At 66.6% G+C, this 22658-nt stretch carries 14 protein-coding genes; 6 read left to right on the top strand and 8 right to left on the bottom strand.

The features are described from left to right. Positions 1-262 precede the first annotated feature (262 nt). Positions 263-5128 (top strand): NAD-glutamate dehydrogenase, encoded by a 4866-nt coding sequence (locus ACSX1D_RS13200; RefSeq protein ID WP_439858936.1) that lies wholly within the window; start codon positions 263-265, stop codon positions 5126-5128. Between the two features lie 48 nt (positions 5129-5176). Here ACSX1D_RS13200 and ACSX1D_RS13195 read toward each other — a convergent pair whose 3' ends face one another. Then, positions 5177-6082, bottom strand: a complete 906-nt coding sequence (locus ACSX1D_RS13195; protein ID WP_439858935.1) for a DUF6685 family protein — start codon at positions 6080-6082, stop codon at positions 5177-5179. Positions 6083-6232: 150 nt separating this feature from the next. Between ACSX1D_RS13195 and ACSX1D_RS13190 the strand changes: the two genes are divergently transcribed. Further along, complete coding sequence (locus ACSX1D_RS13190) at positions 6233-6454, top strand: DUF2835 domain-containing protein (RefSeq protein WP_439858934.1); 222 nt, start codon at positions 6233-6235, stop codon at positions 6452-6454. A gap of 86 nt (positions 6455-6540) precedes the next feature. After that, a complete protein-coding gene (locus tag ACSX1D_RS13185) occupies positions 6541-7563 on the top strand; it encodes a quinone-dependent dihydroorotate dehydrogenase (protein ID WP_439858933.1) in 1023 nt (340 codons plus the stop codon). A gap of 110 nt (positions 7564-7673) precedes the next feature. Here ACSX1D_RS13185 and rmf read toward each other — a convergent pair whose 3' ends face one another. Continuing rightward, entirely contained in the window at positions 7674-7889 is a 216-nt protein-coding gene (gene rmf, locus ACSX1D_RS13180; RefSeq protein WP_159973046.1) for a ribosome modulation factor, read from the bottom strand. Positions 7890-8318: 429 nt separating this feature from the next. On the opposite strand from rmf, the gene rlmKL reads away from it, so the two are divergent. Continuing rightward, the gene (gene rlmKL, locus ACSX1D_RS13175; RefSeq protein ID WP_439858932.1) at positions 8319-10586 is read left to right on the top strand and encodes a bifunctional 23S rRNA (guanine(2069)-N(7))-methyltransferase RlmK/23S rRNA (guanine(2445)-N(2))-methyltransferase RlmL; all 2268 of its coding nucleotides are present in this window, start codon (positions 8319-8321) and stop codon (positions 10584-10586) included. A 51-nt stretch (positions 10587-10637) separates the two neighbouring features. Here rlmKL and dacB read toward each other — a convergent pair whose 3' ends face one another. Further along, a complete protein-coding gene (gene dacB, locus ACSX1D_RS13170) occupies positions 10638-12074 on the bottom strand; it encodes a D-alanyl-D-alanine carboxypeptidase/D-alanyl-D-alanine endopeptidase (protein WP_439858931.1) in 1437 nt (478 codons plus the stop codon). Between the two features lie 236 nt (positions 12075-12310). On the opposite strand from dacB, the gene ACSX1D_RS13165 reads away from it, so the two are divergent. Further along, a complete protein-coding gene (locus ACSX1D_RS13165; protein WP_439858930.1) occupies positions 12311-12652 on the top strand; it encodes a YggL family protein in 342 nt (113 codons plus the stop codon). A gap of 64 nt (positions 12653-12716) precedes the next feature. On the opposite strand, the gene ACSX1D_RS13160 is transcribed toward ACSX1D_RS13165, so the two are convergent. From ACSX1D_RS13160 to ACSX1D_RS13150, 3 genes are all read right to left on the bottom strand, one after another. Beyond that, positions 12717-15674 carry an HD domain-containing phosphohydrolase gene (locus ACSX1D_RS13160; RefSeq protein ID WP_439858929.1) on the bottom strand — a complete coding sequence of 986 codons (2958 nt, stop codon included), beginning with the start codon at positions 15672-15674 and terminating at the stop codon, positions 12717-12719. A 104-nt stretch (positions 15675-15778) separates the two neighbouring features. After that, positions 15779-16843 carry an FUSC family protein gene (locus ACSX1D_RS13155; protein WP_439858928.1) on the bottom strand — a complete coding sequence of 355 codons (1065 nt, stop codon included), beginning with the start codon at positions 16841-16843 and terminating at the stop codon, positions 15779-15781. Between the two features lie 3 nt (positions 16844-16846). After that, complete coding sequence (locus ACSX1D_RS13150) at positions 16847-18178, bottom strand: deoxyguanosinetriphosphate triphosphohydrolase (protein ID WP_439858927.1); 1332 nt, start codon at positions 18176-18178, stop codon at positions 16847-16849. A gap of 288 nt (positions 18179-18466) precedes the next feature. On the opposite strand from ACSX1D_RS13150, the gene ACSX1D_RS13145 reads away from it, so the two are divergent. Further along, the gene (locus ACSX1D_RS13145) at positions 18467-18844 is read left to right on the top strand and encodes a DoxX family protein (RefSeq protein WP_439858926.1); all 378 of its coding nucleotides are present in this window, start codon (positions 18467-18469) and stop codon (positions 18842-18844) included. 273 nt (positions 18845-19117) lie between these two features. On the opposite strand, the gene ACSX1D_RS13140 is transcribed toward ACSX1D_RS13145, so the two are convergent. Together ACSX1D_RS13140 and ACSX1D_RS13135 are read right to left on the bottom strand one after the other, a co-directional pair. Beyond that, positions 19118-20476 (bottom strand): HlyD family type I secretion periplasmic adaptor subunit, encoded by a 1359-nt coding sequence (locus ACSX1D_RS13140; protein WP_439858925.1) that lies wholly within the window; start codon positions 20474-20476, stop codon positions 19118-19120. Positions 20477-20485: 9 nt separating this feature from the next. Beyond that, the gene (locus tag ACSX1D_RS13135; protein WP_439862320.1) at positions 20486-22636 is read right to left on the bottom strand and encodes a type I secretion system permease/ATPase; all 2151 of its coding nucleotides are present in this window, start codon (positions 22634-22636) and stop codon (positions 20486-20488) included. Positions 22637-22658: the final 22 nt, after the last annotated feature.

The following is a 22658-nucleotide window of genomic DNA, read 5'->3' as shown; positions in this document are numbered from 1 at the left end:
TCGGTGAGCCCGATTGCGCACTTTGTTCCTGGCCGGGGCAGCCTTGAAAGAAAATGTCGCAGCGCCAGAAGCGCGGAGCGGCCCTGGCTCGTTAAGCTCGTCGGGCAAATGTGACCAGTAAGTCTTGGGTCTGGCCCGCGTTCTGAAGTCGCCCGGTTGGGGTGGTGGCAGCTTCATGAACTAACGTTGAACTACAACGTTGCGGCGTCAGTCATGGTCCAGGACTGCCCTCGTCGAATCACAAGCCAAACGGAGCACAACCATGGCGTTCTTCACGGCTGCCAGCAAAGCCGACTTCCAGCAACAACTGCAAGCGGCCTTGGCGCAGCACGTCAGCGAGCAAGCCCTGCCTCAGATCAGTCTGTTCGCCGAGCGATTCTTCGGCATCATTTCTCTCGAGGAGCTCACCGAGCGGCGCCTCTCCGACCTGGTCGGTTGCACCCTCTCGGCCTGGCGTCTGCTGGCACGCTTCGAACCTGCGCAGACCGAGGTGCGCGTGTTCAATCCGGACTATGAGCGGCATGGCTGGCAGTCGACCCATACCGCCGTCGAGGTGCTGCACCGCGACCAGCCGTTCCTGGTCGACTCGGTGCGCATGGAGCTCAATCGCCGTGGTTACAGCATCCATACCCTGCAGAACAGCGTGCTCAACGTGCGCCGCAATGCGGCCGGCGAACTGGTGGAGCTGCTGCCCAAGGGCGGGCAGGCCGAGGACATGCAGCTCGAAGCCCTGATGTACCTGGAGATCGACCGCTGCGCCACCCAGGGCGAGCTACGGACCCTGGAAGCCGCCCTGCAGGAAGTGCTCGGTGACGTGCGCCTGGCGGTCGCCGACTTCGAGCCGATGAAGGCCAAGGCCCACGAGCTGCTGGCCTGGCTGGACAAGGCCAAGCTCAAGGCCGACCCCAGCGAGGTGGACGAGGTCAAGGTGTTCCTCACCTGGCTGCTGGACAACCATTTCACCTTCCTCGGCTACGAGGAGTTCACCGTCGTCGACGAGGCCGGCGGCGGCGCCATGGTGTACGACGAGAAGTCCCTGCTGGGTCTGTCCAAGAGCCTACGCGGCGGGTTGAAGAGCGACGAGTTGCATATCGAACCGGAGGCGGTCAGCTACCTGCGCGAGCCGCTGCTGCTGTCTTTCGCCAAGGCCTCGCAGACCAGCCGCGTGCATCGCCCGGCGTATCCGGACTTCGTCTCCATCCGCGAGCTGAACAACAAGGGCCAGGTGGTCAAGGAGTGCCGCTTCATGGGCCTCTACACCTCGTCGGTGTACGCCGTCAGCGTCAACCGCATTCCCTACATCCGGCGCAAGGTTGGCGAGGTCATTCAGCGTTCCGGTTTCGACAGCAAGGGGCACCAGGGCAAGGAACTGGAGCAGGTGCTGGAGGTGCTGCCGCGCGACGACCTGTTCCAGACCCCGGTCGACGACCTGTTCAACACCGCCATGAGCATCGTGCAGATCCAGGAGCGCAACAAGCTGCGGGTGTTCGTGCGCAAGGACCCCTACGGGCGCTTCTACTACTGCCTGGCCTATGTGCCGCGGGACGTCTATTCCACCGAGATCCGCCAGAAGATCCAGCAGGTGCTGATGGAGCGCCTGCAGGCCAGCGACTGCGAATTCTGGACCTTCTTCTCCGAGTCGGTGCTGGCGCGGGTGCAGTTCATCCTGCGCGTCGACCCCAAGAGCAAGGTGCAGATCGATTCGCAGCGCCTCGAGCAGGAGGTGATCCAGGCCTGCCGTTCGTGGAAGGACGACTATGCCAGCCTGACCATCGAGAACTTCGGCGAGGCCCAGGGCACCAACGTGCTGGCCGCCTTCCCCGGCGGCTTCCCGGCCGGCTACCGCGAGCGCTTCGCGCCGCATTCGGCGGTGGTGGACATGGAGCACCTGCTCGAACTGAACGAGCAGCGCCCGCTGGTGATGAGCTTCTACCGGCCACTGACCCAGGGTCACCGCCAGCTGCACTGCAAGCTCTACCATGCCGATACGCCGCTGCCACTGTCGGACGTGTTGCCGATCCTGGAAAACCTCGGCCTGCGCGTGCTCGGCGAGTTCCCCTTCCACATGCGCAACAGGGACGGTCGCGAGTACTGGATCCACGACTTCTCCTTCACCCACGCCGAGGACCTGGAAGTCAATATCCAGGAACTCAACGACAACCTGCAGGAGGCCTTCGTGCGCATCAGCCAGGGCGCGGCGGAGAACGACGCGTTCAACCGCCTAGTGCTGGCCGCCGGCCTGACCTGGCGCGACGTGGCGCTGCTGCGCGCCTATGCCCGCTACCTGAAGCAGATTCGCCTGGGCTTCGATCTCGGCTATATCGCCAGCACCCTGATCAATCATGTGGACATCGCCCGCGAGCTGGTGCGCCTGTTCAAGACCCGCTTCTACCTGGCCCGCAAGCTCAGCGCCGAGGACCTGGAAGACAAGCAGCAGCGCCTCGAGCAGGCCATCGTCAACGCCCTGGACGGCGTCGCGGTGCTCAACGAAGACCGCATCCTGCGTCGCTACCTGGACCTGATCAAGGCCACCCTGCGCACCAACTATTACCAGCCGGGCGCCAAGGGCAAGGCCAAGGACTACTTCAGCTTCAAGCTGGACCCGCGGGCCATCCCGGAGATGCCCAAGCCGGTTCCCAAGTACGAGATATTCGTCTACTCGCCGCGGGTCGAGGGCGTGCACCTGCGCGGCGGCAAGGTGGCGCGCGGTGGCCTGCGCTGGTCGGATCGCGAGGAGGACTACCGCACCGAGGTGCTCGGTCTGGTCAAGGCTCAGCAGGTGAAGAACGCGGTGATCGTGCCGGTCGGCGCCAAGGGCGGCTTCGTTCCGCGCCGCCTGCCCCTGGGTGGCGGCCGTGACGAGATCCAGGCCGAGGCCATCGCCTGCTACCGCATCTTCATCTCCGGCCTGCTGGATATCACCGATAACCTGAAGGAGGGCGCGGTGGTGCCGCCGGCCCATGTCGTGCGGCATGACGAGGACGACCCCTACCTGGTGGTCGCGGCAGACAAGGGCACCGCGACCTTCTCCGACATCGCCAACGGCATCGCCGCCGACTACGGCTTCTGGCTCGGCGACGCCTTCGCCTCGGGCGGCTCGGCCGGCTACGACCACAAAGGCATGGGCATCACCGCCAAGGGTGCCTGGGTCTCGGTGCAGCGGCACTTCCGCGAGCGCGGCATCAACGTGCAGAAGGACAACATCACGGTTATCGGCATCGGCGACATGGCTGGCGACGTGTTCGGCAACGGCATGCTGCTGTCCGAGCAGCTGCAGGTGGTGGCGGCGTTCAACCACTTGCATATCTTCATCGACCCCAACCCGGACGCCGCCAGCAGCTTCGCCGAGCGCCAGCGCCTGTTCAACCTGCCGCGTTCGTCCTGGGCCGATTACGACACCAGCCTGATCTCCGCCGGCGGCGGCATCTTCCTGCGCAGCGCCAAGAGCATCGCGATCAGCCCGCAGATGAAGGAGCGCTTCGACATCCAGGCCGACAAGCTGACCCCGACCGAACTGCTCAATGCCTTGCTCAAGGCGCCGGTAGACCTGATCTGGAACGGTGGCATCGGCACCTACGTCAAGGCCAGCAGCGAGAGCCACGCCGACGTCGGCGACAAGGCCAACGATGCCCTGCGGGTCAACGGCAACGAGCTGCGCTGCAAGGTGGTGGGCGAGGGCGGCAACCTCGGCATGAGCCAGCTCGGCCGGGTCGAGTTCGGCCTGTGCGGTGGCGCCAGCAACACCGACTTCATCGACAATGCCGGTGGCGTGGACTGCTCCGACCACGAGGTCAACATCAAGATCCTGGTCAACGAGGTGGTGACCGCCGGCGACATGACCGGCAAGCAGCGCAACAAGCTGCTCGCCGAGATGACCGATGCGGTCGGCAACCTGGTGCTGGGCAACAACTACAAGCAGACCCAGGCGCTGTCCCTGGCCCAGCGACGGGCCCGCGAGCGGATCGGCGAGTACCGCCGCCTGATCGGCGCGCTGGAGATGGCCGGCAAGCTGGACCGGGCGCTGGAGTACCTGCCCAGCGACGAGCAGCTGGCCGAGCGTGCGGCCAATGGCCACGGGCTGACCCGCGCCGAGCTGTCGGTGCTGATCTCCTACAGCAAGATCGACCTCAAGGAGTCCTTGCTCAAGTCCACGGTGCCGGACGACGAGTACCTGGCACGCGAGGTGGAGACCGCCTTCCCGCCGCAGCTGGCGGACAAGTTCGGCGAGGCCATGCGCACCCATCGGCTGAAGCGCGAGATCGTCAGCACCCAGATCGCCAACGACCTGGTCAACCACATGGGCATCACCTTCGTCCAGCGCCTGAAGGAAAGCACCGGCATGAGCGCGGCCAATGTGGCCGGGGCCTACGTGATCGTGCGCGACGTATTCCGTCTGCCGCACTGGTGGCAGCAGATCGAGGCGCTGGACTACCAGGTGCCGGCCGAGCTGCAGCTGCAGATGATGGACGAGCTGATGCGCCTGGGCCGCCGTGCGACCCGCTGGTTCCTGCGCAGCCGGCGCAACGAGCTGGATGCCGCGCGTGATGTCGGGCACTTCGCGCCGAGGGTAGAAGCCCTGGCCCTGAGCCTGGACGAGCTGCTCGAGGGGCCGGCGCGTGAGCAGTGGCTGGCGCGCTTCGAGGGCTACGTCGAGGCCGGCGTGCCGGAGGAGCTGGCGCGCGTGGTGGCCGGCACCAGCCACCTGTATACCCTGCTGCCGATCATCGAGGCCTCGGATGTCACCGGTCAGGAGCCGGCGCAGGTGGCCGCGGCCTACTTCGCCGTGGGCGGCGAGGCGCTGGAGCTGTCCTGGTACCTGCAGCAGATCTCCAGCTTGCCGGTGGAGAACAACTGGCAGGCCCTGGCGCGGGAAGCCTTCCGCGACGATCTGGATTGGCAGCAGCGGGCGATCACCGTGTCTGTCCTGCAGATGGCCGAAGGGCCGGACGAGCTCGAGGCGCGGGTGAGCCATTGGCTGGATCAGCATCGCCCTCTGGTGAGCCGCTGGAAGTCCATGCTGGGCGAGCTGCGTGCGGCTACGAGCACCGACTACGCCATGTATGCGGTCGCCAACAGGGAACTGATGGACCTGGCGCAGAGTGCCCAGCACGGCGTCTGCATGCCCTGAGTCCGGACTGAGGAAAAACCGAGCCCCGCCTAGTGCGGGGCTTTTTCATTACTGCTCCGGGTTGGCTTCGCCGGCGTCCCCGCCGGCCAGTTGCTTGAGGTAGTTCACCCCATCCGGCGCGCCGGCCAGACGCAGGCCTTCGCCCAGGGCCCGGGCCTCGGCGGAGTGCTTGGGCAGCAGGAGAAACTCCGCATCTGCGTCGCCGCGGAGCAGCGATAGACGCGAATAGGGCAGGCCACTGTCCAGTAGCAGACCCATGAAGCTTGGATCACTCCAGGCGGCGGCCGGCATGGCTAGCACGTGGTAGTGCTGTTGCAGCTGAGCCAGGCCGTCCTGGCTCAGGCGATAGCGGGTCAGGGCGGCCGGCAGGGTGATTTCCAGTCCGCGCCGGCGTGCGTAGGCCACCGCGCAGGCGAAGGCCTCGCTGTGCTGCTCGCCCGCCCAGAACAGCCGTGGGCCGCGCCAGCTGGCCTGGCGCACGCTGATGCGCTCGCTCGCGAGAAAGCGCGGCAGGGCCAGGCTGATGGTCTTGATGAAGTCCTTGTAGCTGATGATGCGCACCTGGCGACAGGCCTCGCTGGCGGCGTACTGCTCGAAACTGGAGAAACGGCCCAGTTCCGGCTCGCCAGCGCACAGGCCGTCGATCGAGCGCAGGTCCAGGGAGGGGGCGGCCTGCTGCTCCTGCTCGACGACGCGGATCAGCATGGCGCGGGCCTGCGCCTTGTCCTCCTGCACCGGCCCGGAGAGGGCGTCGCGGGGCAGTTCGACCAGGCGCTGCAGCTGCGGCCCATCCAGCCAGCAGATGCTGTCGCGGGGCGCGGGCAGGGCGGCGAAGGGCAGGCGCAACTGGCTGGCGCGCTCGAGGATATGCCGCGGGGCGCGACCGATCAGGCCCAGGCGTTGGGCCAGGGTGGTCAGGCGTGAGCTGAGGCTCGAGGACTGCTGGGAATTCATGGCCGACTGCGAACTCCGGAGGCGCTGGTGCCAGTGTGGCAGAGGCGCGCCGCTGCTGCACCTGGACGGCCGGGCAAATCCACGCGGTTCATCGGCGACAAGCACGGCGCTTGTGGCAAGATTGCCCGATTCATCTGCTTTGGTGCCTCCATGCCCCGTCTGGTTCTGGATATCGCCCTGTCGTCCGAGCGTCTGCGTGCAGTCTATCAGGGGCGGGCCAACCGTATCCTGCTCGATAGCCGCGATGGACGGCGTGTCAGCCTGCCGGCCCATCATATCCGGCCGTTTATGACCCATGATGGGGTCTATGGTTCCTTTGAACTGGAGTTCAGTCCGCGGGGCGAGCTGCTCAGCCTGCGCCGCCTGGACTGAACCCGCCCGCGCGCCTCGCTGCGCGGCGGTGCGGCCTGTATAATCGCGGCCTTTCCGACTTCGCCATTATCGAGCTGAGCCTGACCATGTATAACCTGGCCCGCGAGCTGCTGTTCAAACTCTCCCCGGAAACCTCCCACGAGCTGTCCATCGACCTGATCGGCGCCGGCGGTCGTCTGGGCCTCAACGGCTGGCTGAACAAGGCGCCGACGAGCGTGCCGGTCAAGGTTATGGGCCTGGAGTTCGCCAACCCGGTCGGACTGGCGGCCGGCCTGGACAAGAATGGCGATGCCATCGACGGCTTCGCCCAGCTGGGCTTCGGTTTCGTCGAGATCGGCACCGTGACCCCACGCCCGCAGCCAGGCAATCCCAAGCCGCGGCTGTTTCGCCTGCCCGAGGCCGAGGCGATCATCAATCGCATGGGCTTCAACAATCATGGTGTCGATCACCTGTTGGCGCGGGTCAAGGCGGCCAGGTTCAAGGGCGTGCTGGGCATCAATATCGGCAAGAACTTCGACACCCCGGTCGAGCGCGCGGTGGATGACTACCTGCTGTGCCTGGACAAGGTCTATGCCCACGCCAGCTATGTCACGGTCAACGTCAGCTCGCCGAATACCCCGGGCCTGCGCAGCCTGCAGTTCGGCGACTCGCTCAAGCAACTGCTCGAGGCCCTGCGCCAGCGTCAGGAACAGCTGACCGGCGAGCACGGCCGGCGGGTGCCGCTGGCGATCAAGATCGCCCCGGACATGAGCGACGAGGAAACCGCCCAGGTCGCCGCGGCGTTGCTGGAAACCGGCATGGATGCGGTGATCGCCACCAACACCACGCTGTCGCGCGACGGGGTCAAGGGCCTGGAGTTCGCCGATGAGGCCGGCGGCCTGTCCGGTGCACCGGTGCGGGACAAGAGCACCCAGACGGTCAAGGTGCTGGCCGGCGAGCTGGGCGGGCGCCTGCCGATCATCGCCGTGGGTGGGATCACCGAGGGCCGCCACGCGGCGGAGAAGATCGCCGCCGGCGCCAGCCTGGTGCAGATCTATTCGGGGTTCATCTACAAGGGCCCGACGCTGATCCGCGAGGCGGTCGATGCCATACTGGCCGCGAGGACCTGACTGGCAAGCTGGAAGGGGAAATAAAGAGGGCTCCCTAGGGAGCCCTTGGGCTTGCGCCCGCCGCCCGAATTGGGGCGTGCTTGATGAAGTCGGTAAGTTCCTTTACTTGATCAGCCGACAGCGTGAAGTTCGTTGAGTCGATGGATACCGGCGGTGCCGGTCAGCCCGTCCCAGTTGTCACCGCGGCCTTCGCGCCAGCCGTTGATCCAGGCTTGACGGACCGAAGGGAGGGTGAAAGGGCACAGTTCGCGGGATTTTCCATTGATGCCGTATTGGTAGCCGCGCAAAAAAGCTCTTTCTAACGGATCACGCTTAAGTCTTCTCATAGGGTGTTGCCCTCACTGTTGACTGTTATGTCCCGTGGACCTCGTGGCGAGGTCGGGCAGAAAATCATCTGCCTGCGGAGCCCGCTGCCGGCGTCGCGAGTCTCCTGCGCCTTCGCCATTGCGGCGACGGCCTAGGGAGATTTCTAACGAATGCCCGAAGGCCTGTGAATGATCGTTTTGTCATAAGGGCGTAATGCTTTTGAGGGTGAGGCCATAAGGCTGAGCGGCCAGTCCACGGCCTTTCAGGAACAAGCCCCCTGGGCCGGGCCTTGGCGTCGCCCGTGCTGGTGTTTTGCCATCGCAATTCGATTCTGATTGCGAGCGCTTTTTATTCCGACGAAGGGTCGCATTGCGACTTTTTGTCACTTATTTTGGCCGTGTCGACTCGTTTGCACGCCCCTCACACTGCCCTAGGCACTGGATATTCTCATGTCGGATCGTTACGAACTCTTTCTCACCTGCCCCAAAGGCCTGGAAGGCTTGCTGCTCGAGGAGGCCAGTCAGCTGGGCCTCGAAGAGGCGCGTGAGCAGACGTCGGCCATCCGTGGTGAGGCCGATCTGGAGAGCGCCTACCGCCTGTGCCTGTGGTCGCGTCTGGCCAATCGCGTGCTGCTGGTGCTGGGGCGTTTTGCCGTGCAGGACGCCGAGAGCCTGTACCAGGGCGTGCTGGCGGTGGACTGGTTCGAGCACCTGGAGCCGGGCGGCAGCCTGGCGGTGGAGTTCAGCGGCCACGGCTCGGGGATCGACAACACCCATTTCGGCGCGCTGAAGGTCAAGGACGCCATCGTCGACAAGCTGCGCCAGGCCGACGGTACGCGGCCGTCGATCGACAAGCTCAATCCCGATCTGCGCGTCCATCTGCGCCTGGAACGCGGCGAGGCGATCCTCTCCCTCGACCTGTCCGGCCATAGCCTGCACCAGCGTGGCTATCGCCTGCAGCAGGGCGCCGCGCCGCTCAAGGAGAACCTCGCCGCCGCAGTATTGATCCGCGCCGGTTGGCCGCGCATCGCTGCCCAGGGCGGGGCGTTGGCCGACCCCATGTGCGGTGTGGGCACCTTCCTGGTGGAGGCGGCAATGATGGCCGCGGACATCGCCCCCAACCTCAAGCGCGAGCGCTGGGGCTTCAGTCAGTGGCTCGGCCATGTGCCGGCCCTGTGGAAGAAGCTGCAGGCCGAGGCCCAGGAGCGGGCCGCGGCCGGTCTGGCCAAGCCGCCGCTGTGGATTCGCGGCTACGAGGCCGACCCGCGGCTGATCCAGCCGGGGCGCAACAACATCGAGCGGGCCGGGCTCTCCGACTGGGTCAAGGTCTACCAGGGTGAACTGGCGACCTTCGAGCCGCGTCCGGACCAGAACCAGAAGGGCCTGGTGATCAGCAACCCGCCCTATGGCGAGCGCCTGGGCGATGAGGCCAGCCTGCTCTATCTCTACCAGAACCTGGGCGAGCGCTTGCGCCAGGCCTGCTTGGGCTGGGAGGCGGCGGTGTTCACCGGCGCGCCGGAGCTGGGCAAGCGCATGGGCATCCGCAGCCACAAGCAGTACGCCTTCTGGAATGGCGCGTTGCCCTGCAAACTCCTGCTGATCAAGGTGCAGCCGGAGCAGTTCGTCACCGGCGAGCGGCGCACCCCGGAGCAGCGTGAGCGCGAGCGCGAACAGGCCGAAGCCGCCAAGGCGCAGCCGCAGGAGCGCCAGTACAACAAGAACGGCAATCCGATCAAGCCGGTGCCGGCGCCGGCCCCGGTTGTCGAGCAGGCGCGCCTGAGCGAAGGCGGGCAGATGTTCGCCAACCGCCTGCAGAAGAACCTCAAGCAGCTGGGCAAGTGGGCGCGTCGCGAAGGGGTCGAGTGCTATCGCCTGTATGACGCGGACATGCCCGAGTACGCCCTGGCGGTCGACCTGTACCGTGACTGGGTGCATGTGCAGGAATACGCCGCGCCACGCTCGATCGACCCGGATAAGGCCCAGGCCCGTCTGTTCGACGCCCTCGCGGCGATTCCCCAGGCGCTGAACGTCGACAAGAGCAAGGTGGTCATCAAGCGCCGCGAGCGCCAGGCGGGCACCAAGCAGTACCAGCGCCAGAGCACTCAGGGCCAGTTCACGGAGGTGAGCGAGGGCGGCGTCAAGCTGCTGGTCAACCTCACCGACTACCTCGATACCGGGCTGTTCCTCGACCATCGGCCGCTGCGCCTGCGTATCCAGCGCGAGGCCGCCGGCAAGCGCTTCCTCAACCTGTTCTGCTACACCGCCACCGCCACCGTGCATGCGGCCAAGGGCGGGGCGCGCAGCACCACCAGCGTCGACCTGTCGAAGACCTACCTGGACTGGGCGCGGCGCAACCTGTCGCTCAATGGCTATTCCGACAAGCAGCGCCTGGAGCAGGGCGACGTGATGGCCTGGCTGGCCGAGGATCGCGGCGAGTACGAGCTGATCTTCATCGACCCGCCGACCTTCTCCAACTCCAAGCGCATGGAGGGGGTGTTCGACGTGCAGCGCGACCACGTGCAGCTGCTCGACTTGGCCATGGCGCGGCTGGCGCCGGGCGGGGTGCTGTATTTCTCCAACAACTTCCGCAAGTTCCAGCTCGATGAAGGCCTGGCGGCGCGCTACGGGGTGGAGGAGATCAGTGCCAGTACCCTGGACCCGGACTTCGCCCGCAACCCGAAGATCCACCGCGCCTGGCGCCTGACCGCGCGCGGTTGAGCGAGGCGGGCGCGGCGGCCTGGATCGCCGAGCCCGTTCCCTGTCGGCGGGTTACTTCGGTTGCCGGTAGAGCTCGACCAGCACCTGGTCGAGAATCGACGAGGCGCCCCAGGGCCTGGGGTCGTTGAGGATCGCCACCACCGCCCAGGTATGGCCGTTGCTGTCGCGGCTGTAGCCGGCGATGGCGCGCACATTGTTCAGCGTGCCGGTCTTGATATGGGCCTGGCCCTCCAGGGCGCTGCGCTTGAGACGTTTGCGCATGGTCCCGTCCATCCCCACCAGTGGCATCGAGCTGATGAATTCGGCGGCATAGGGGCTCTTCCAGGCCGCCTGGAGGATAGTCGCCAGCTCGCGGGCGCTGACCCGCTCGGCCCGCGACAGGCCCGAGCCGTTCTCGATCACCAGGTGCGGCGCGGTGATGCCCTTGCGTGCCAGCCAGGCACGGATCACCCGCTGGGCCGCCTTGGCATCGTCGCCGTCGGCGGAGTTGCGGAACTTCGCGCCGAGGTTGAGGAACAGCTGGCGGGCCATGGTGTTGTTACTGTACTTGTTGATGTCGCGGATGATCTCGACCAGGTCGGGGGAGTGCGCGCGTGCCAGCAGGCGGGCGCTCTTCGGCACCTCGGCGATGCGGTCCTGGCCGAGGATGCTGCCGCCCAGTTCCTGCCAGATGGCGCGCACGGCGCCGGCGGCATAGGCGGGGTGATCGAGCAGCGACAGGTAGGTCTGGGCGCTGCAGCCCTCGGCGAGTTGGCCGGTGACGATCACCGTGGTGCCGTCGAACTGCTTCACCGGGTTGTAGCGCACGTCCGGCCAGCCGGGGCACTTGCTCGCCTTCAGCAGTTTGACGCGGTTGTCGATGCGGATGTCGGCGATCGGCGGCTCGACCGCGATCTGCACCTTGCCGGCCTCGGCGCGGGCGATGAAGCGCAGCGCCTTGAGGTTGACCAGCAGGGCGTCGGGGGTCACCAGGTAGGGCTTGTTGGCATCGCCGCCGTCATCGTTGAACACCGGCAGCTGGGGCTGCACGAAGTGGCTGCGGTCGAGCACCAGGTCGCCGCTCACCTGGCGCACGCCGTTGGCGCGCAGGTCGCGCAGCAGCAGCCAGAGCTTCTCCATGTTCAGCTTGGGGTCGCCGCCGCCCTTGAGGTAGAGGTTGCCCTGCAGTACGCCATCCTTGAGCGGGCCGTCGGTATGGAATTCGGTGACCCATTGGTGGGTCGGGCCGAGCAGCTCCAGGGCGGCGTAGGTGGTCACCAGCTTCATGGCCGAGGCCGGGTTGACCGATATGTCGGCATTGACCAGGGTGCGGGTGCCGGGGCCGGTCAGCGGCAGGGTCACCACCGACAGGGAACGCGGGTGGATCTTGTTGGCCTTGAGCGCCTGTTCGACCTTGCTCGGCAGGCGGTTGTTGTCGGCGGCATGCAGCGGCAGGGCGAGGGGCAGCATGAGGCTGGCGATCAGCAAGCGGCGCAGGATGGGAGTCATGGGCGAAGGCCCTCGGGGCGGGGGCGGGAAACGACGGATAACATGTGCACAGGGTCCCACAGCGGTTCGGCAAAGAGCCCGGCATTATGCCCGAAGGCCCTTGGGCCAGGGTGGCCCCGGCGACCGGCGTAGGCGATATATTTGCCGCCGCCGGGCAGGTTCGTCGGCACTGAGGCGGGCAAGTCGGGCGGCAAACTGCTAGAGTGCCGCGCGTTATTACTTTTGAGGATCCTTCCATGGCTACCAACCGTTCCCGTCGTCTGCGCAAAAAACTCTGCGTGGATGAATTCCAGGAGCTGGGTTTCGAGCTGAACCTGAATTTCAAAGAGGACCTGAGCGACGAAGCCGTTGACGACTTCCTCGACCAGTTCCTGCGTGACGCCATGGAAGCCAATGGCCTGGGCTATGTGGGCGGCGACGACTTCGGTCTGGTCTGCCTGGCCAAGCGTGGCTCGGTGAGCGAAGAGCAGCGCGCCCAGGTCGAAGCCTGGCTGAAGAGCCGCAGCGAGCTGACCGACTTCAGCGCCAGCCCGCTGATCGACGTCTGGTACCCGGAAAACGCGATCAATCCGGCCTGATGTCAGTCGCCGGGCATGCGCCACGCATGCCCGGCCGCTTCATCCCCCCGCGTCACCCCGCCTCTCAGCTCGTCAGGCCAGCCTTGGCCAGCACCGCCACCTCGTCCACCGCATCGATCTGCTCCTTCTGCATGAAACGCCCGGCGTACTCGCGGTACACCTGCGCCCGCACGAACAGGCCGAACAGTTGCGGGTCGATGTGCGCCGTGCGGCACATCCCGGCCATCAGATCCAGTGACTCCGACAGCAGCTTGCCCTTCTTGTAGGGGCGGTCGACCGCGGTCAGCGCCTCGAAGATATCGGCGATCGCCATCATCCGCGCCGGCAGGCTCATCTGCTCGCGGCGCAGGCGCTTCGGGTAGCCGCTGCCGTCCATCTTCTCGTGATGCCCGCCGGCCATCTCCGCGACATTCTGCAGGTGCGGCGGGAAGGGCAGGCGATCGAGCATGAGGATGGTCTGCACGATGTGGTGATTGATGATGTAGCGTTCTTCGGCGGTCAAGGTGCCACGGCCGATGCTCAGGTTGTGCAACTCGCCGCGATTGAACTTGTATGGCGGCACGTCCAGCTGGAAGCCCCAGGGATTGTCCGCCGGGATCAGCTCGTCGGCGGGGCGCTCGACCAGGTGCTCGGGCTTGTCGGCCAGCAGGGGTTCCTCCACGGGCAGGCTTTCGGCTGGACGGCGTTGCTGGCGCTGGGCCTCTTCCCAGGACACGCCGAGGCGGTCATCCAGGGTGCGTGTCCAGGTCCGCGCGGCGATCTGCTCGAGGCGCTGCTGGTCGGCTTCGGCCATGCTCTCGCCGCCCAGGTTGCAGGTGGCGACGAAGGCGAATTCCTCATCCAGGCTGTTCAGCAACTGGTCGCGCAGCTCGGCCAGCCTGGTCGCCTCGCCGCCTTCGGCGCGACCCTGCCAGTAGGCGATCCAGGCATCGCGCTTGAGCACCTCGAAGCGCATGCGCACCTCGTGGATGCGGTCGTACAGGGCTTCCAGCTTGGTCGCCTTGTCCACCACGTATTCGGGGGTGGTGACCTTGCCGCAGTCGTGCAGCCAGGCGGCGATATGCAGCGCTTCCCATTCCTCCGCCGTCGGCCGGTAGTCCGCGAAGGCCGGCTCGTCACTGTCCGCCGCCGCGCGGGCGAGCATCAGGGTGATCTCTGGTACCCGCTGGCAGTGGCCGCCGGTGTAGGGGCTCTTGGCGTCGATGGCGCCGGCGATCAGCTGGATGATGGCGTCCAGCAGCTTCTTCTGTCGCAGCAGCAGGCGCTGGCTCTCGATGCACAGGGCGGCGACGCCGGACACCGCCTCGACGAACGCCAGCCGCTCGCGGCGCAGCATGGCCAGCTCGCTGTGTTCACCCTGGTCACTGTGCAGCAGCACCAGCACGCCGACGGTTTCGCCCTGGCGGTTGTGCAGGCCGGTGGCGACCAGGTGCACCCGCGGGCTGTCGAGGGTACTCAGCAGGCTGCGGTAGTCACCGGCCTGGTCGAAACCCAGCGAGATCACCGTGCTCGGCCCGCCGCCGGCGGGGCCCTGAAGCCACGCGGGCAAGGTTTCGCTGCTGTTCTCGTAGCCGGGGATGTCGTGCTCGCCGAGGCTGCGCCGGGCGCCGTCGAGGAACAGTCCCTGGGGTTCCAGGCGGCCGTGTTCGGCATCGATCAGGTAGATCAGGCCGCCCTGGGCCTGGCTGATGCCCACGGTCTCCTCCAGGACCCGTTCGAGCAGGGCGTCGAAGCGGGTCACCGCCGACAGGCTGGCGGCGATCTCCAGAAAGCTGGCGATGGTCTCCTTCATCTGGGTCATGGACTCCGCCAGCTGGTCGACCTCCAGCACCGGCGAGTGGCCGCTGGCCGGGTACTGGAAGTCGAAGCGGCGAATCGCCTCGGCCTCGGCGACCAGCGAGTTCAGCGGCTTGACCACCAGGCGCGAGGTCAGCCAGCCCAGCGGCAGGCACAGCAGCAGGGTGGTCAGGGTGATCAGGGCGCCCTGCCAGCGCATGCGATAGGCGTCGGCCAGCAGCTCGTCCTCCGGCACCAGCAGTGCCAGAAACAGGCCCTGGGGGCCGCCCTCCAATAGCCGGCTACGCGACACCACCCAACGCCGACCGCCCAGCTCCAGCACGCTCTGCGCCAGCTCGCTGGCACCGTTGGCCAGCAGCGCGTCGATCTCCGGACTGAGTTCACGGGCCGGGCTCAGGATGGCCTTGCCATCCATCATCATCGTCAGCCGGGCGCTGTCGGGGTATGCCACGGCATTGCCAGCCGGGTCGTAGAGAACGACCTGGCTGCTGGCGGTGATCTGCTGATCGGTCAAGGCCGCGGAGAGTTCGGCGAGGGTCAGGTCCGCGGCCAGCACGGTGGTCAGGCCGCTGCGCCTGGCCAGGGTGGTGCCGACCTCGGCGGTGGAGAAGAACACGTAGGGCTCGGTGGTGATCTGCCCGCCGTCGACGCGGGCGCGGCGATACCAGACGCGCTTGCGCGGGTCGTAGTCCTCTTCCAGGCGCGGGCTGCGCTCGAGCAGGTTCAGCGAGCCGTCGAAGAACAGGTAGGCGGCCTCGACGCCAGTGGCGCTACGGTCGATCGACCAGACCTGGAAGGCCGCGTTGTCCGGCGCCGAAAAGCGCAGCTTCATGGCCTCGTCACGCAACGGCCGGACCATGAAGAAGTCGCCGTCCTCGTAGCCAAGGTACAACGAGGCCATCTTCGGGTTGTCGCGCAAGGCCTGGGCAAAGGGCTTGAGCAGCGCCAGGCGGCCTTGCAGGTCGCCGGCTTGGCTGGCCTGGTTGAGTGCCAGCAGGCTGAGCAACTGGCGGATCGGCTGGTAGGTGTGCTCCAGGTCGAGTTGCACGTTCTGCTGGACCTGGGTGAACAGTTTGGCACTGCTGTCGAAGATGATCTGGGTGGTCTGCCGGTGGTTGAACAGCCCCAGCACCGTCCCGGTCAGCAGCAGCAGCAGGGTGAACAGCAGGCTGATATGCACATGCAGGGGAAACCGGCGGTCGCGGGGCCAGAGTCTGCTGGGCATAGCGCGTCTCTCCCTCGGTTGCGCCGTTGAGCCATAAGCATAGTGAAGGGGGCGTGCAGGCGCCGGACGATCCTGACTCACCGCCCGCAGGGGAGGGGCGCCGCTCAGCGGGTCTGGCGGGCCGACGCGCTCTGCTGGGTGCGCTTGAGCAGCAGTTGGCGCAGGCCGTGGATCAGCAGCGCCACGGACAATGCCAGGACCACGCCGAACAACGCGTTGAGCAGGCGTACCTGGGCCAGCTGCCAGTCCTGGGAGAGACTTTCGGCGAGCAGCACGAAGCTGAGGGTGGTCTGCATCACGAACAGGCCGTAGTGGTTGGCCTGCAAGGCGCGGCTGAGGGCGATCAGGGGCGCCAGGATGGCCACCATCAGCGGCGGGTCCTGCAGGCTGTGGCCGAGCAGGATCAGCAGGCCGGCGGCGGCCAGGCTGGTCAGGCTCGATTGCAGGGCGCGCACCAGGCTGCCCTGGAACTCCAACTGCAGGGTGGTCAGCACGATCAGGGTCAGCCAGTAGCCGCGGTGCAGATCGGCCAGGTTGACCAGCATGCCGGCCAGGCCCAGTGCCAGGGTGCAGCCCAGGGCGTGCAGGCGCCACTGGCGGCGCGGCAGGCGCTTGGCATGGCGTCTGAGGACCTTGAGGATGCTGATGAAGCGCGGCATGTACGGCCACATGCGCAGGCCGTGCAGGCCGCGCAGGCCGAAGGCCAGCAGCATCACCCAGAGGCCGCCGAAGATGAACAGCGCGGCGATCGCATAGGGGTTGTTGAGGTTGCCGATACCGTACTGGCCCTGGCCCAGGCACAGGCACAGGGCCAGGCCGAGCCCCTGCTTGCCCGCCTCGCTGCCGAAGCGCTGCAGCCAGGCGAGCAGCAAGCCGAAGGCGGCGAACAGGCCCAGGCTGAGCAGCGGGTCGTTGGCCGCCCAGAAGCCCAGGCCGGCGCTGCAGGCCCCGAGGCCGCTGAGCAGGAGCATCCTGAGCATGCCGAAGCGATGCAGGGGATTGGCCTGGGCCGCCTGAAAGGCGCCCAGCGCGGCCCAGAGGAAGCCGGTATGGGCGCTGAACAGGCCCAGCAACAGGGGCAGCGCGCAGCCGATGCCGGCCACCATCGCCGGCCCCCAGGCGGGCGGGCCGGCATGCCAGCTGAAGGCGTCTCGCAGGACTTGTCTCATCGCTTACACCGGACTCGAGCGTCCCGTCATCTCGCGGGCCATTTCAGTAGCGTAGCTGTCGGTCATTCCGGCGATGAAATCGATCATCCGCAGAAACGACCGGTGCAGCGGCCAGCTCGGTTCGGGGGCGTTGTGCCCGAGCAGGTCGAGGATGCGCCGGTGCTTGAACGACGGCGTGCGGCCGCCCTGCTGCTCCAGCGCCGCGCCGCAGAAGGCGTTGAGGAGTATTTCCAGGGTGGTGTAGGCACCAATCTCATGCAGGGTCTTGCGCTTGTCCTGAAAGATCTTCTCCCGCGCCATGGCCTTGGCGCTCTGCACGCAGCGCTTGGCCGGGCCGTGCATGTGCTCGACCAGGTCGCCCTGCAGGGTGCCGGCCAGCAACGCCGGCTGCTGGGCGACGAAGGCGTGGGCGGCGGCGTTGGTCAGGTGCTCGATGGCCTTGCCGCGCAGGATCGCCAGCTTGCGCCGCCGCGAGTCCTGCGGGCCGAGCTGGCGATAGGTCTGCGGCAGGTCGTCGCCGACCAGGTCGAGCAGCAGGGCCTCGACCTCCTCGTACTGGAGCAAATCCATTTCCAGGCCGTCTTCCAGGTCGATCAGGCCGTAGCAGATATCGTCGGCTGCCTCCATCAGGTACACCAGCGGGTGGCGGCCCCAGCGCTGCTCTTCGAGCTGCGGCAGGCCGAGCTTCTGGGCGATCTGCTCGAGAAGCGGCAGTTCGCTCTGGTAGCAGCCGAACTTGTGTTTCTTGTAGCCGAGGGCCTCGGCGTGGCGTGCCGTCCAGGGGTACTTGAGGTAGGTGCCGAGGGTCGCGTAGGTGAGCCGCGTGCCGCCGTCGAACTGGTGGTACTCCAGTTGGGTGAGCACGCGAAAGCCCTGGGCGTTGCCCTCGAAGCTGAGGAAGTCGGCGCGTTCGGCCTCGCTCATGGCGTCCAGCCAGCCGCGTCCGGCGGCCTGCTGGAACCAGTGGCGGATCGCATCCTCGCCGGAATGGCCAAAGGGCGGATTGCCGATGTCGTGGGCCAGGCAGGCCGACTGCACGACCATGCCCAGATCGCTCGGCTCGCACCAGTCGGGCAGGGCGTCGCGGATCATCTCGCCGACGCGCATGCCCAGCGAGCGGCCGACGCAGCTGACCTCCAGGGAATGGGTCAGGCGGGTATGGATATGGTCGTTGCTCGAGACCGGGTGCACCTGGGTCTTGCGCCCCAGGCGACGGAAGGCGCCGGAGAAGATGATGCGGTCGTGATCTTTGTGGAAGGGGCTGCGACCCAGCTCGTCGACGCTGTGGGTCGGTTTGCCGAGTCGCTCGCGGTTGAGCAGGGTTTGCCAGTCCAAGGACGATCCTCGCCATTCAGTGGCCGATGGGCCTAGCTTCGGGGTTCGCGCGAGCGCCTGCAAGTGTTGCTTGGCAACGCCAGACTGCCGTGGCTCCGCGCCTGGCGGGGGGCGGGCAGCGTTGCTAAGGTCAATGCAGGGTGCAGATGGAAGCATTGGGCCAGCTTTTCGCCGATCAAGCGGCGCGGGTTGGTTCTTCCCGGCACTCGTGGACACGGACGGCTCATTGCTGCAGGGCGCTCGGTGTCAGGTGCTGGATGACGCGGTTTTCGCTCTAGAGGTGGCTAAATGAATAGTGCAATCGTCTTGCTCGCTCGGCTGCTGCTCGCACATATCTTCGTGCTGGCCGGCATCAACAAGATCACCGGTTTCGCCGGTACCCAGGGCTACATGGAAAGCATGGGCGTGCCCGGTGTGCTGCTGCCGCTGGTGATCCTCCTGGAGGTCGGCGGCGGCCTGGCGCTGATCCTCGGTTTTCTGACGCGCTGGGCGGCGTTGGCGCTGGCGGCTTTCTCGGTGGCAGCGGCCCTGATCTTTCATTCCAACTTCAGTGAGCAGATGCAGATGATCCTGTTCATGAAGAACTTCGCCATGGCCGGTGGTTTGCTCATGCTCTATGTACATGGTGCGGGCTCCATCAGCATCGACGCCATGCGCGGCAGGTAGGCGTGACGGCATGCGGCCAGGGCTGAGTCCAGGCCTTGGCCAGCAGGGTGGCAGCAAAGGCGGGGACCGTCTAGCCAGTGGCGGCCAGCCTTGAGTTCCGCCAGAACGGTCGGCCTGGTTGGAGGGTTCGTCTGGGCCTGATGGAGCGCCGGCCTTCGCCGGGGTCGCAGCGCAGGCGGTTTGCGCGCAATGTCGGGCCGGCCGCGCCAGTTGCAATCGCATTCTTCGCAGCTGGATCGAAGCAAGCTCAGCGTGACCGCATTAGCTGCGTGCTCAGCGCTCGCGCAGCGCCTCCGAACGGGCCTTGAGCACAGGCTTGAGCAGGTAATCCAGCACGCTCTTCTCGCCGGTGATGATGTCCACCGTGGCGATCATGCCGGGGATGATCAGCAGCGGGTTTTCATCGCTGCCCAGGTGGCTTTTGTCCGTCCGCACCTGGATCAGGTAGAAGCTGTTGCCTTCGTCGTCGGTGATGGTGTCGGCGCTGATCAGCTCCAGGTTGGCCTTCATGCCGCCGTAGATGGTGTAGTCGTAGGCGCTGAACTTGACCATGGCTTTCTGCCCCGGGTGCAGGAAGGCCACGTCCTGGGGGCGTACCTTGGCTTCGATCAGCAGGTTGTCCTCCAGGGGGACGATCTCCAGCATGTCGCTGCCGGGCTGGACCACGCCGCCGATGGTGTTGATCTTCAATTGCTTGATCACGCCCTTGACCGGGGACACCACCGTGGTGCGGCTGACCCGGTCCTCGATCGCCGAGCTGGTCGCGGTGATCTTCTTCAGTTCGGTGCGCGCCTCGTTGAGCGCCTTGAAGGCCTCGGAACGAAAGGCCAGCTCGGACTCGTCGATCTTGCTCCTGATCTCGCTGATCGCCGCCTCGGCCCGGGGAATGGCCAGGTTAGTGGCGTCCAGGGAGCCGCGCACCTCGACCGCACTGCGGCGCAGGCGGAGGATCTCCACCTGGGAGATCGCGCCGCTGGCCACCAGTGGCTGCGACATGTTCAGTTCCTGCTGCAGCAGGCCGAGGCTGGAGCGGTACTGCTGGGCCTTCGAGCGAAACTCGGCCAGCTCCTGCTGCTTCTGGCGCAACTGTTCGCCGAGGGTGCGCTGCTCGCTGTGCAGCCGTTCCTGCCGGGAGCGGTACAGCGCCAATTCGTCCTCGGCCAACTGCGGCGCGCCGTTGGTGATGACGTCCGGCATGGCGATGTCGCGTCCTTCGGCCTCGGCGCTCAGGCGTTCGATGCGGGCGATCAGGGCCAGGCGATCGGCTTCGGTTTCGCCCTGGTTGGAGAGAAAACGGGTGTCGTCGAGGCGCAGCAGCACGTCGCCCTTGTCCACCACCTGGCCTTCGCGCACGAAGATCTCGCTGACAATGCCGCCTTCAAGATTCTGGATGACCTGAATCTTGCTCGAGGGGATCGCCTTGCCCTCGCCGGTGGTGACCTCCTCCAGCACCGCGAAATGGGACCAGGCCAGGGCCGCCAGCAGGCAGGCGGTGACCAGCCAGATGGTGATCCGCGAGAACCAGGGTGAGTCCTCCAGCACCGCGCCCTCGACTTCCGGCATGAACTCGGTGTCCTGGCGGTGTCGACGCAGGCTGGAGAAATAGTCGCTGGCCGTCTGGTTGGCTTGCATGGGCATGTCCTAGAGTGCAGCCGGGCCGACGCGACCCTTGCGCAGGGCTTCGATCACCGATTCCTTCGGGCCGTCGGCAACGATGTGGCCGTTGTCCAGCACCACCAGGCGGTCGACCAGGCTGAGCATCGATGCGCGGTGGGTGATCAGCAGCAGGGTCTTGCCCTGGGCCCAGGTGTGCAGGCGATTGCGCAGGATCTCCTCGCTGGTGTTGTCCATCGCACTGGTGGGCTCGTCGAGCAGCAGAATCGGCGGGTCGAGGAGGATGGCGCGGGCCAGCAGCACGGCCTGGCGCTGGCCGCCGGAGAGCAGCTGGCCGCGTTCGCCGACGGGGCGGTCGAACCCCTGCGGGTGCTGCCTGGCCAGCTCGCTGACGCCGCTCAGTTCGGCCACTTCGAGCATGCGCGCGTCGTTGATGTAGCGGGCGCCGAGGGTCAGGTTGTCGCGCAGGCTGCCGGCCAGCAGGGGCAGGTCGTGGGCGACATAGCCGATCTGGTGGCGCAGGTCGGCGACGTCGAGCTGGCGCAGGTCGAGGTTGTCGAGGAGGATCTGGCCTTCCTCGGGTGTGTAGAAGCCCATCAGCAGGCGTGCCAGGGTGCTCTTGCCCGAGCCGCTGCGGCCGATGATGCCGACGCGCTCGCCGGCGGCCATGCGCAGGCTGACATCGGCCAGCGCCGGTGTACTCTGATCGGGGTAGCGGAAGCTCACCTTGCGCACGTCCAGCGCGCCCTTTAGCTGCGTGCGCTCCAGGGGACGCTGCTTGGCCTGGCGTTCCTGGGGCAGGGCCATCAGTGCGTCGGTGCTGGTCATGGTCAGGCGCGCTTGCTGGTAGCGGGTGATCAGCCCGGCGATCTGTCCCAGCGGCGCCAGCACGCGGCTGCCGAGCATGTAGCAGGCGACCAGCGCACCCACGCTGAGGTCGCCGGCGATGATGCTGTAGACCCCGGCGACTATGGTGGACATGCCGGCGAGCTGCTGCAGGAACAGGGTGCCGTTGGTCGCCAGCGCCGACAGGAAGCGCGCATGGCTGTCCAGGCGCGTCACGGCGCCGTGGAGCTTCTCCCATTGGTGCTGGCGTTCGCTCTCGGCACCGTAGGCCTTGAGCGTTTCCAGGCTGCCGAGGGTTTCGATCAGCAGGGCCTGGCGTTGCGAGGCCAGGGCCAGGCTCTTCTGCACCGTATCGCGCAGGCGCGACTGGATGATCAGGGCGTAGATCGCGGCGATGGGAAAGGCCAGCAGGGGGATGTACACCAGCCAGCCGCCGATCAGGCCGATCACGGCGATCATCAGCAGGGCGAACGGCAGGTCGATCAGGCTGGTGAGGGTCACGGCGGTGAGGAATTCACGCAGACCCTGGAAGTCGTGGATGCTCTGGGCGAAGCCGCCGACGCTGGCGGGGCGGGCTTTCATGGCCATGCCGTTGATGCGCTCGAACAGCGTGGCCGACAGCACGACGTCGGTCTTCTTGCCGGCGGTATCCAGCAGGTGGGCGCGCAGCACCCGCAGCAGCAGTTCGAAACCGGTGCCGATGAACAGACCTATCGCTAGCACCCAGAGGGTCGCGGTGGCCTGATTGGGCACCACGCGGTCATAGGTCTGCATGACGAACAGTGGCACCAGCAGCCCCAGTGCGTTGATCAGCAGGCTGGCGAGAATGGCGTCGGAATACAGCCAGCGCGACAGCTTCAGGGTGTCGCGGAACCAGGCTTCGACGCGGGGGACCAGGGGCCTGTGGGCATCTTCCAGCTCATGCCGCGGGCGGGCGAATAACGCTTGGCCGCTGTATTCCTGGGCCAGTTGTTGGCGGCTGACCCATTGTTCGCCGCCTTCCGCCTCGCAGGGCAGGATCAGTGCCTGATCCTTCTCGCCCCACTTGCGCAGCACCGCGCTGCGTCCGTCCTTCAGCAGCAGCAGCACCGGCAGGTTAAGCGCCGAAATGCTGCCCAGCTCACGACGCAGCAGGCGTGCTTGCAGGCCCGCGCGAGCTGCGGCGCGCGGCAGCAGCTCGGCACTCAGGCGCTGCTCGGGCATCGGCAGGCCACCGCTCAGGCTGGCACGGCTGACCGTGCACCCGTGCAGCTTGCAGAGAATCAGCAAGCCATCGAGCAACGGATCGTCGTGGCTCAGGCGTGGGTCGATGGTCGGCCCGCTCCGTTCCATGGTGGTCACGTATTACTGCTCC

Origin of the sequence: Pseudomonas sp. MBLB4136 (assembly GCF_051904765.1) — a bacterium.
In the GTDB taxonomy this organism is placed as follows: domain Bacteria; phylum Pseudomonadota; class Gammaproteobacteria; order Pseudomonadales; family Pseudomonadaceae; genus Aquipseudomonas.
The sequence above is the reverse complement of the archived record's forward strand: the minus strand, read 5'-3'. Positions and strand labels throughout refer to the sequence as shown.

What these genes read in the sequence shown, in the direction of transcription:
- ACSX1D_RS13200 (WP_439858936.1), top strand. Translation starts at nt 263, where the DNA reads ATGGCGTTCTTCACGGCTGCCAGCAAAGCCGACTTCCAGCAACAACTG.
- ACSX1D_RS13195 (WP_439858935.1), bottom strand. Translation starts at nt 6,082, where the DNA reads ATGAATTCCCAGCAGTCCTCGAGCCTCAGCTCACGCCTGACCACCCTG.
- ACSX1D_RS13190 (WP_439858934.1), top strand. Translation starts at nt 6,233, where the DNA reads ATGCCCCGTCTGGTTCTGGATATCGCCCTGTCGTCCGAGCGTCTGCGT.
- ACSX1D_RS13185 (WP_439858933.1), top strand. Translation starts at nt 6,541, where the DNA reads ATGTATAACCTGGCCCGCGAGCTGCTGTTCAAACTCTCCCCGGAAACC.
- rmf (WP_159973046.1), bottom strand. Translation starts at nt 7,889, where the DNA reads ATGAGAAGACTTAAGCGTGATCCGTTAGAAAGAGCTTTTTTGCGCGGC.
- rlmKL (WP_439858932.1), top strand. Translation starts at nt 8,319, where the DNA reads ATGTCGGATCGTTACGAACTCTTTCTCACCTGCCCCAAAGGCCTGGAA.
- dacB (WP_439858931.1), bottom strand. Translation starts at nt 12,074, where the DNA reads ATGACTCCCATCCTGCGCCGCTTGCTGATCGCCAGCCTCATGCTGCCC.
- ACSX1D_RS13165 (WP_439858930.1), top strand. Translation starts at nt 12,311, where the DNA reads ATGGCTACCAACCGTTCCCGTCGTCTGCGCAAAAAACTCTGCGTGGAT.
- ACSX1D_RS13160 (WP_439858929.1), bottom strand. Translation starts at nt 15,674, where the DNA reads ATGCCCAGCAGACTCTGGCCCCGCGACCGCCGGTTTCCCCTGCATGTG.
- ACSX1D_RS13155 (WP_439858928.1), bottom strand. Translation starts at nt 16,843, where the DNA reads ATGAGACAAGTCCTGCGAGACGCCTTCAGCTGGCATGCCGGCCCGCCC.
- ACSX1D_RS13145 (WP_439858926.1), top strand. Translation starts at nt 18,467, where the DNA reads ATGAATAGTGCAATCGTCTTGCTCGCTCGGCTGCTGCTCGCACATATC.
- ACSX1D_RS13140 (WP_439858925.1), bottom strand. Translation starts at nt 20,476, where the DNA reads ATGCAAGCCAACCAGACGGCCAGCGACTATTTCTCCAGCCTGCGTCGA.
- ACSX1D_RS13135 (WP_439862320.1), bottom strand. Translation starts at nt 22,636, where the DNA reads ATGGAACGGAGCGGGCCGACCATCGACCCACGCCTGAGCCACGACGAT.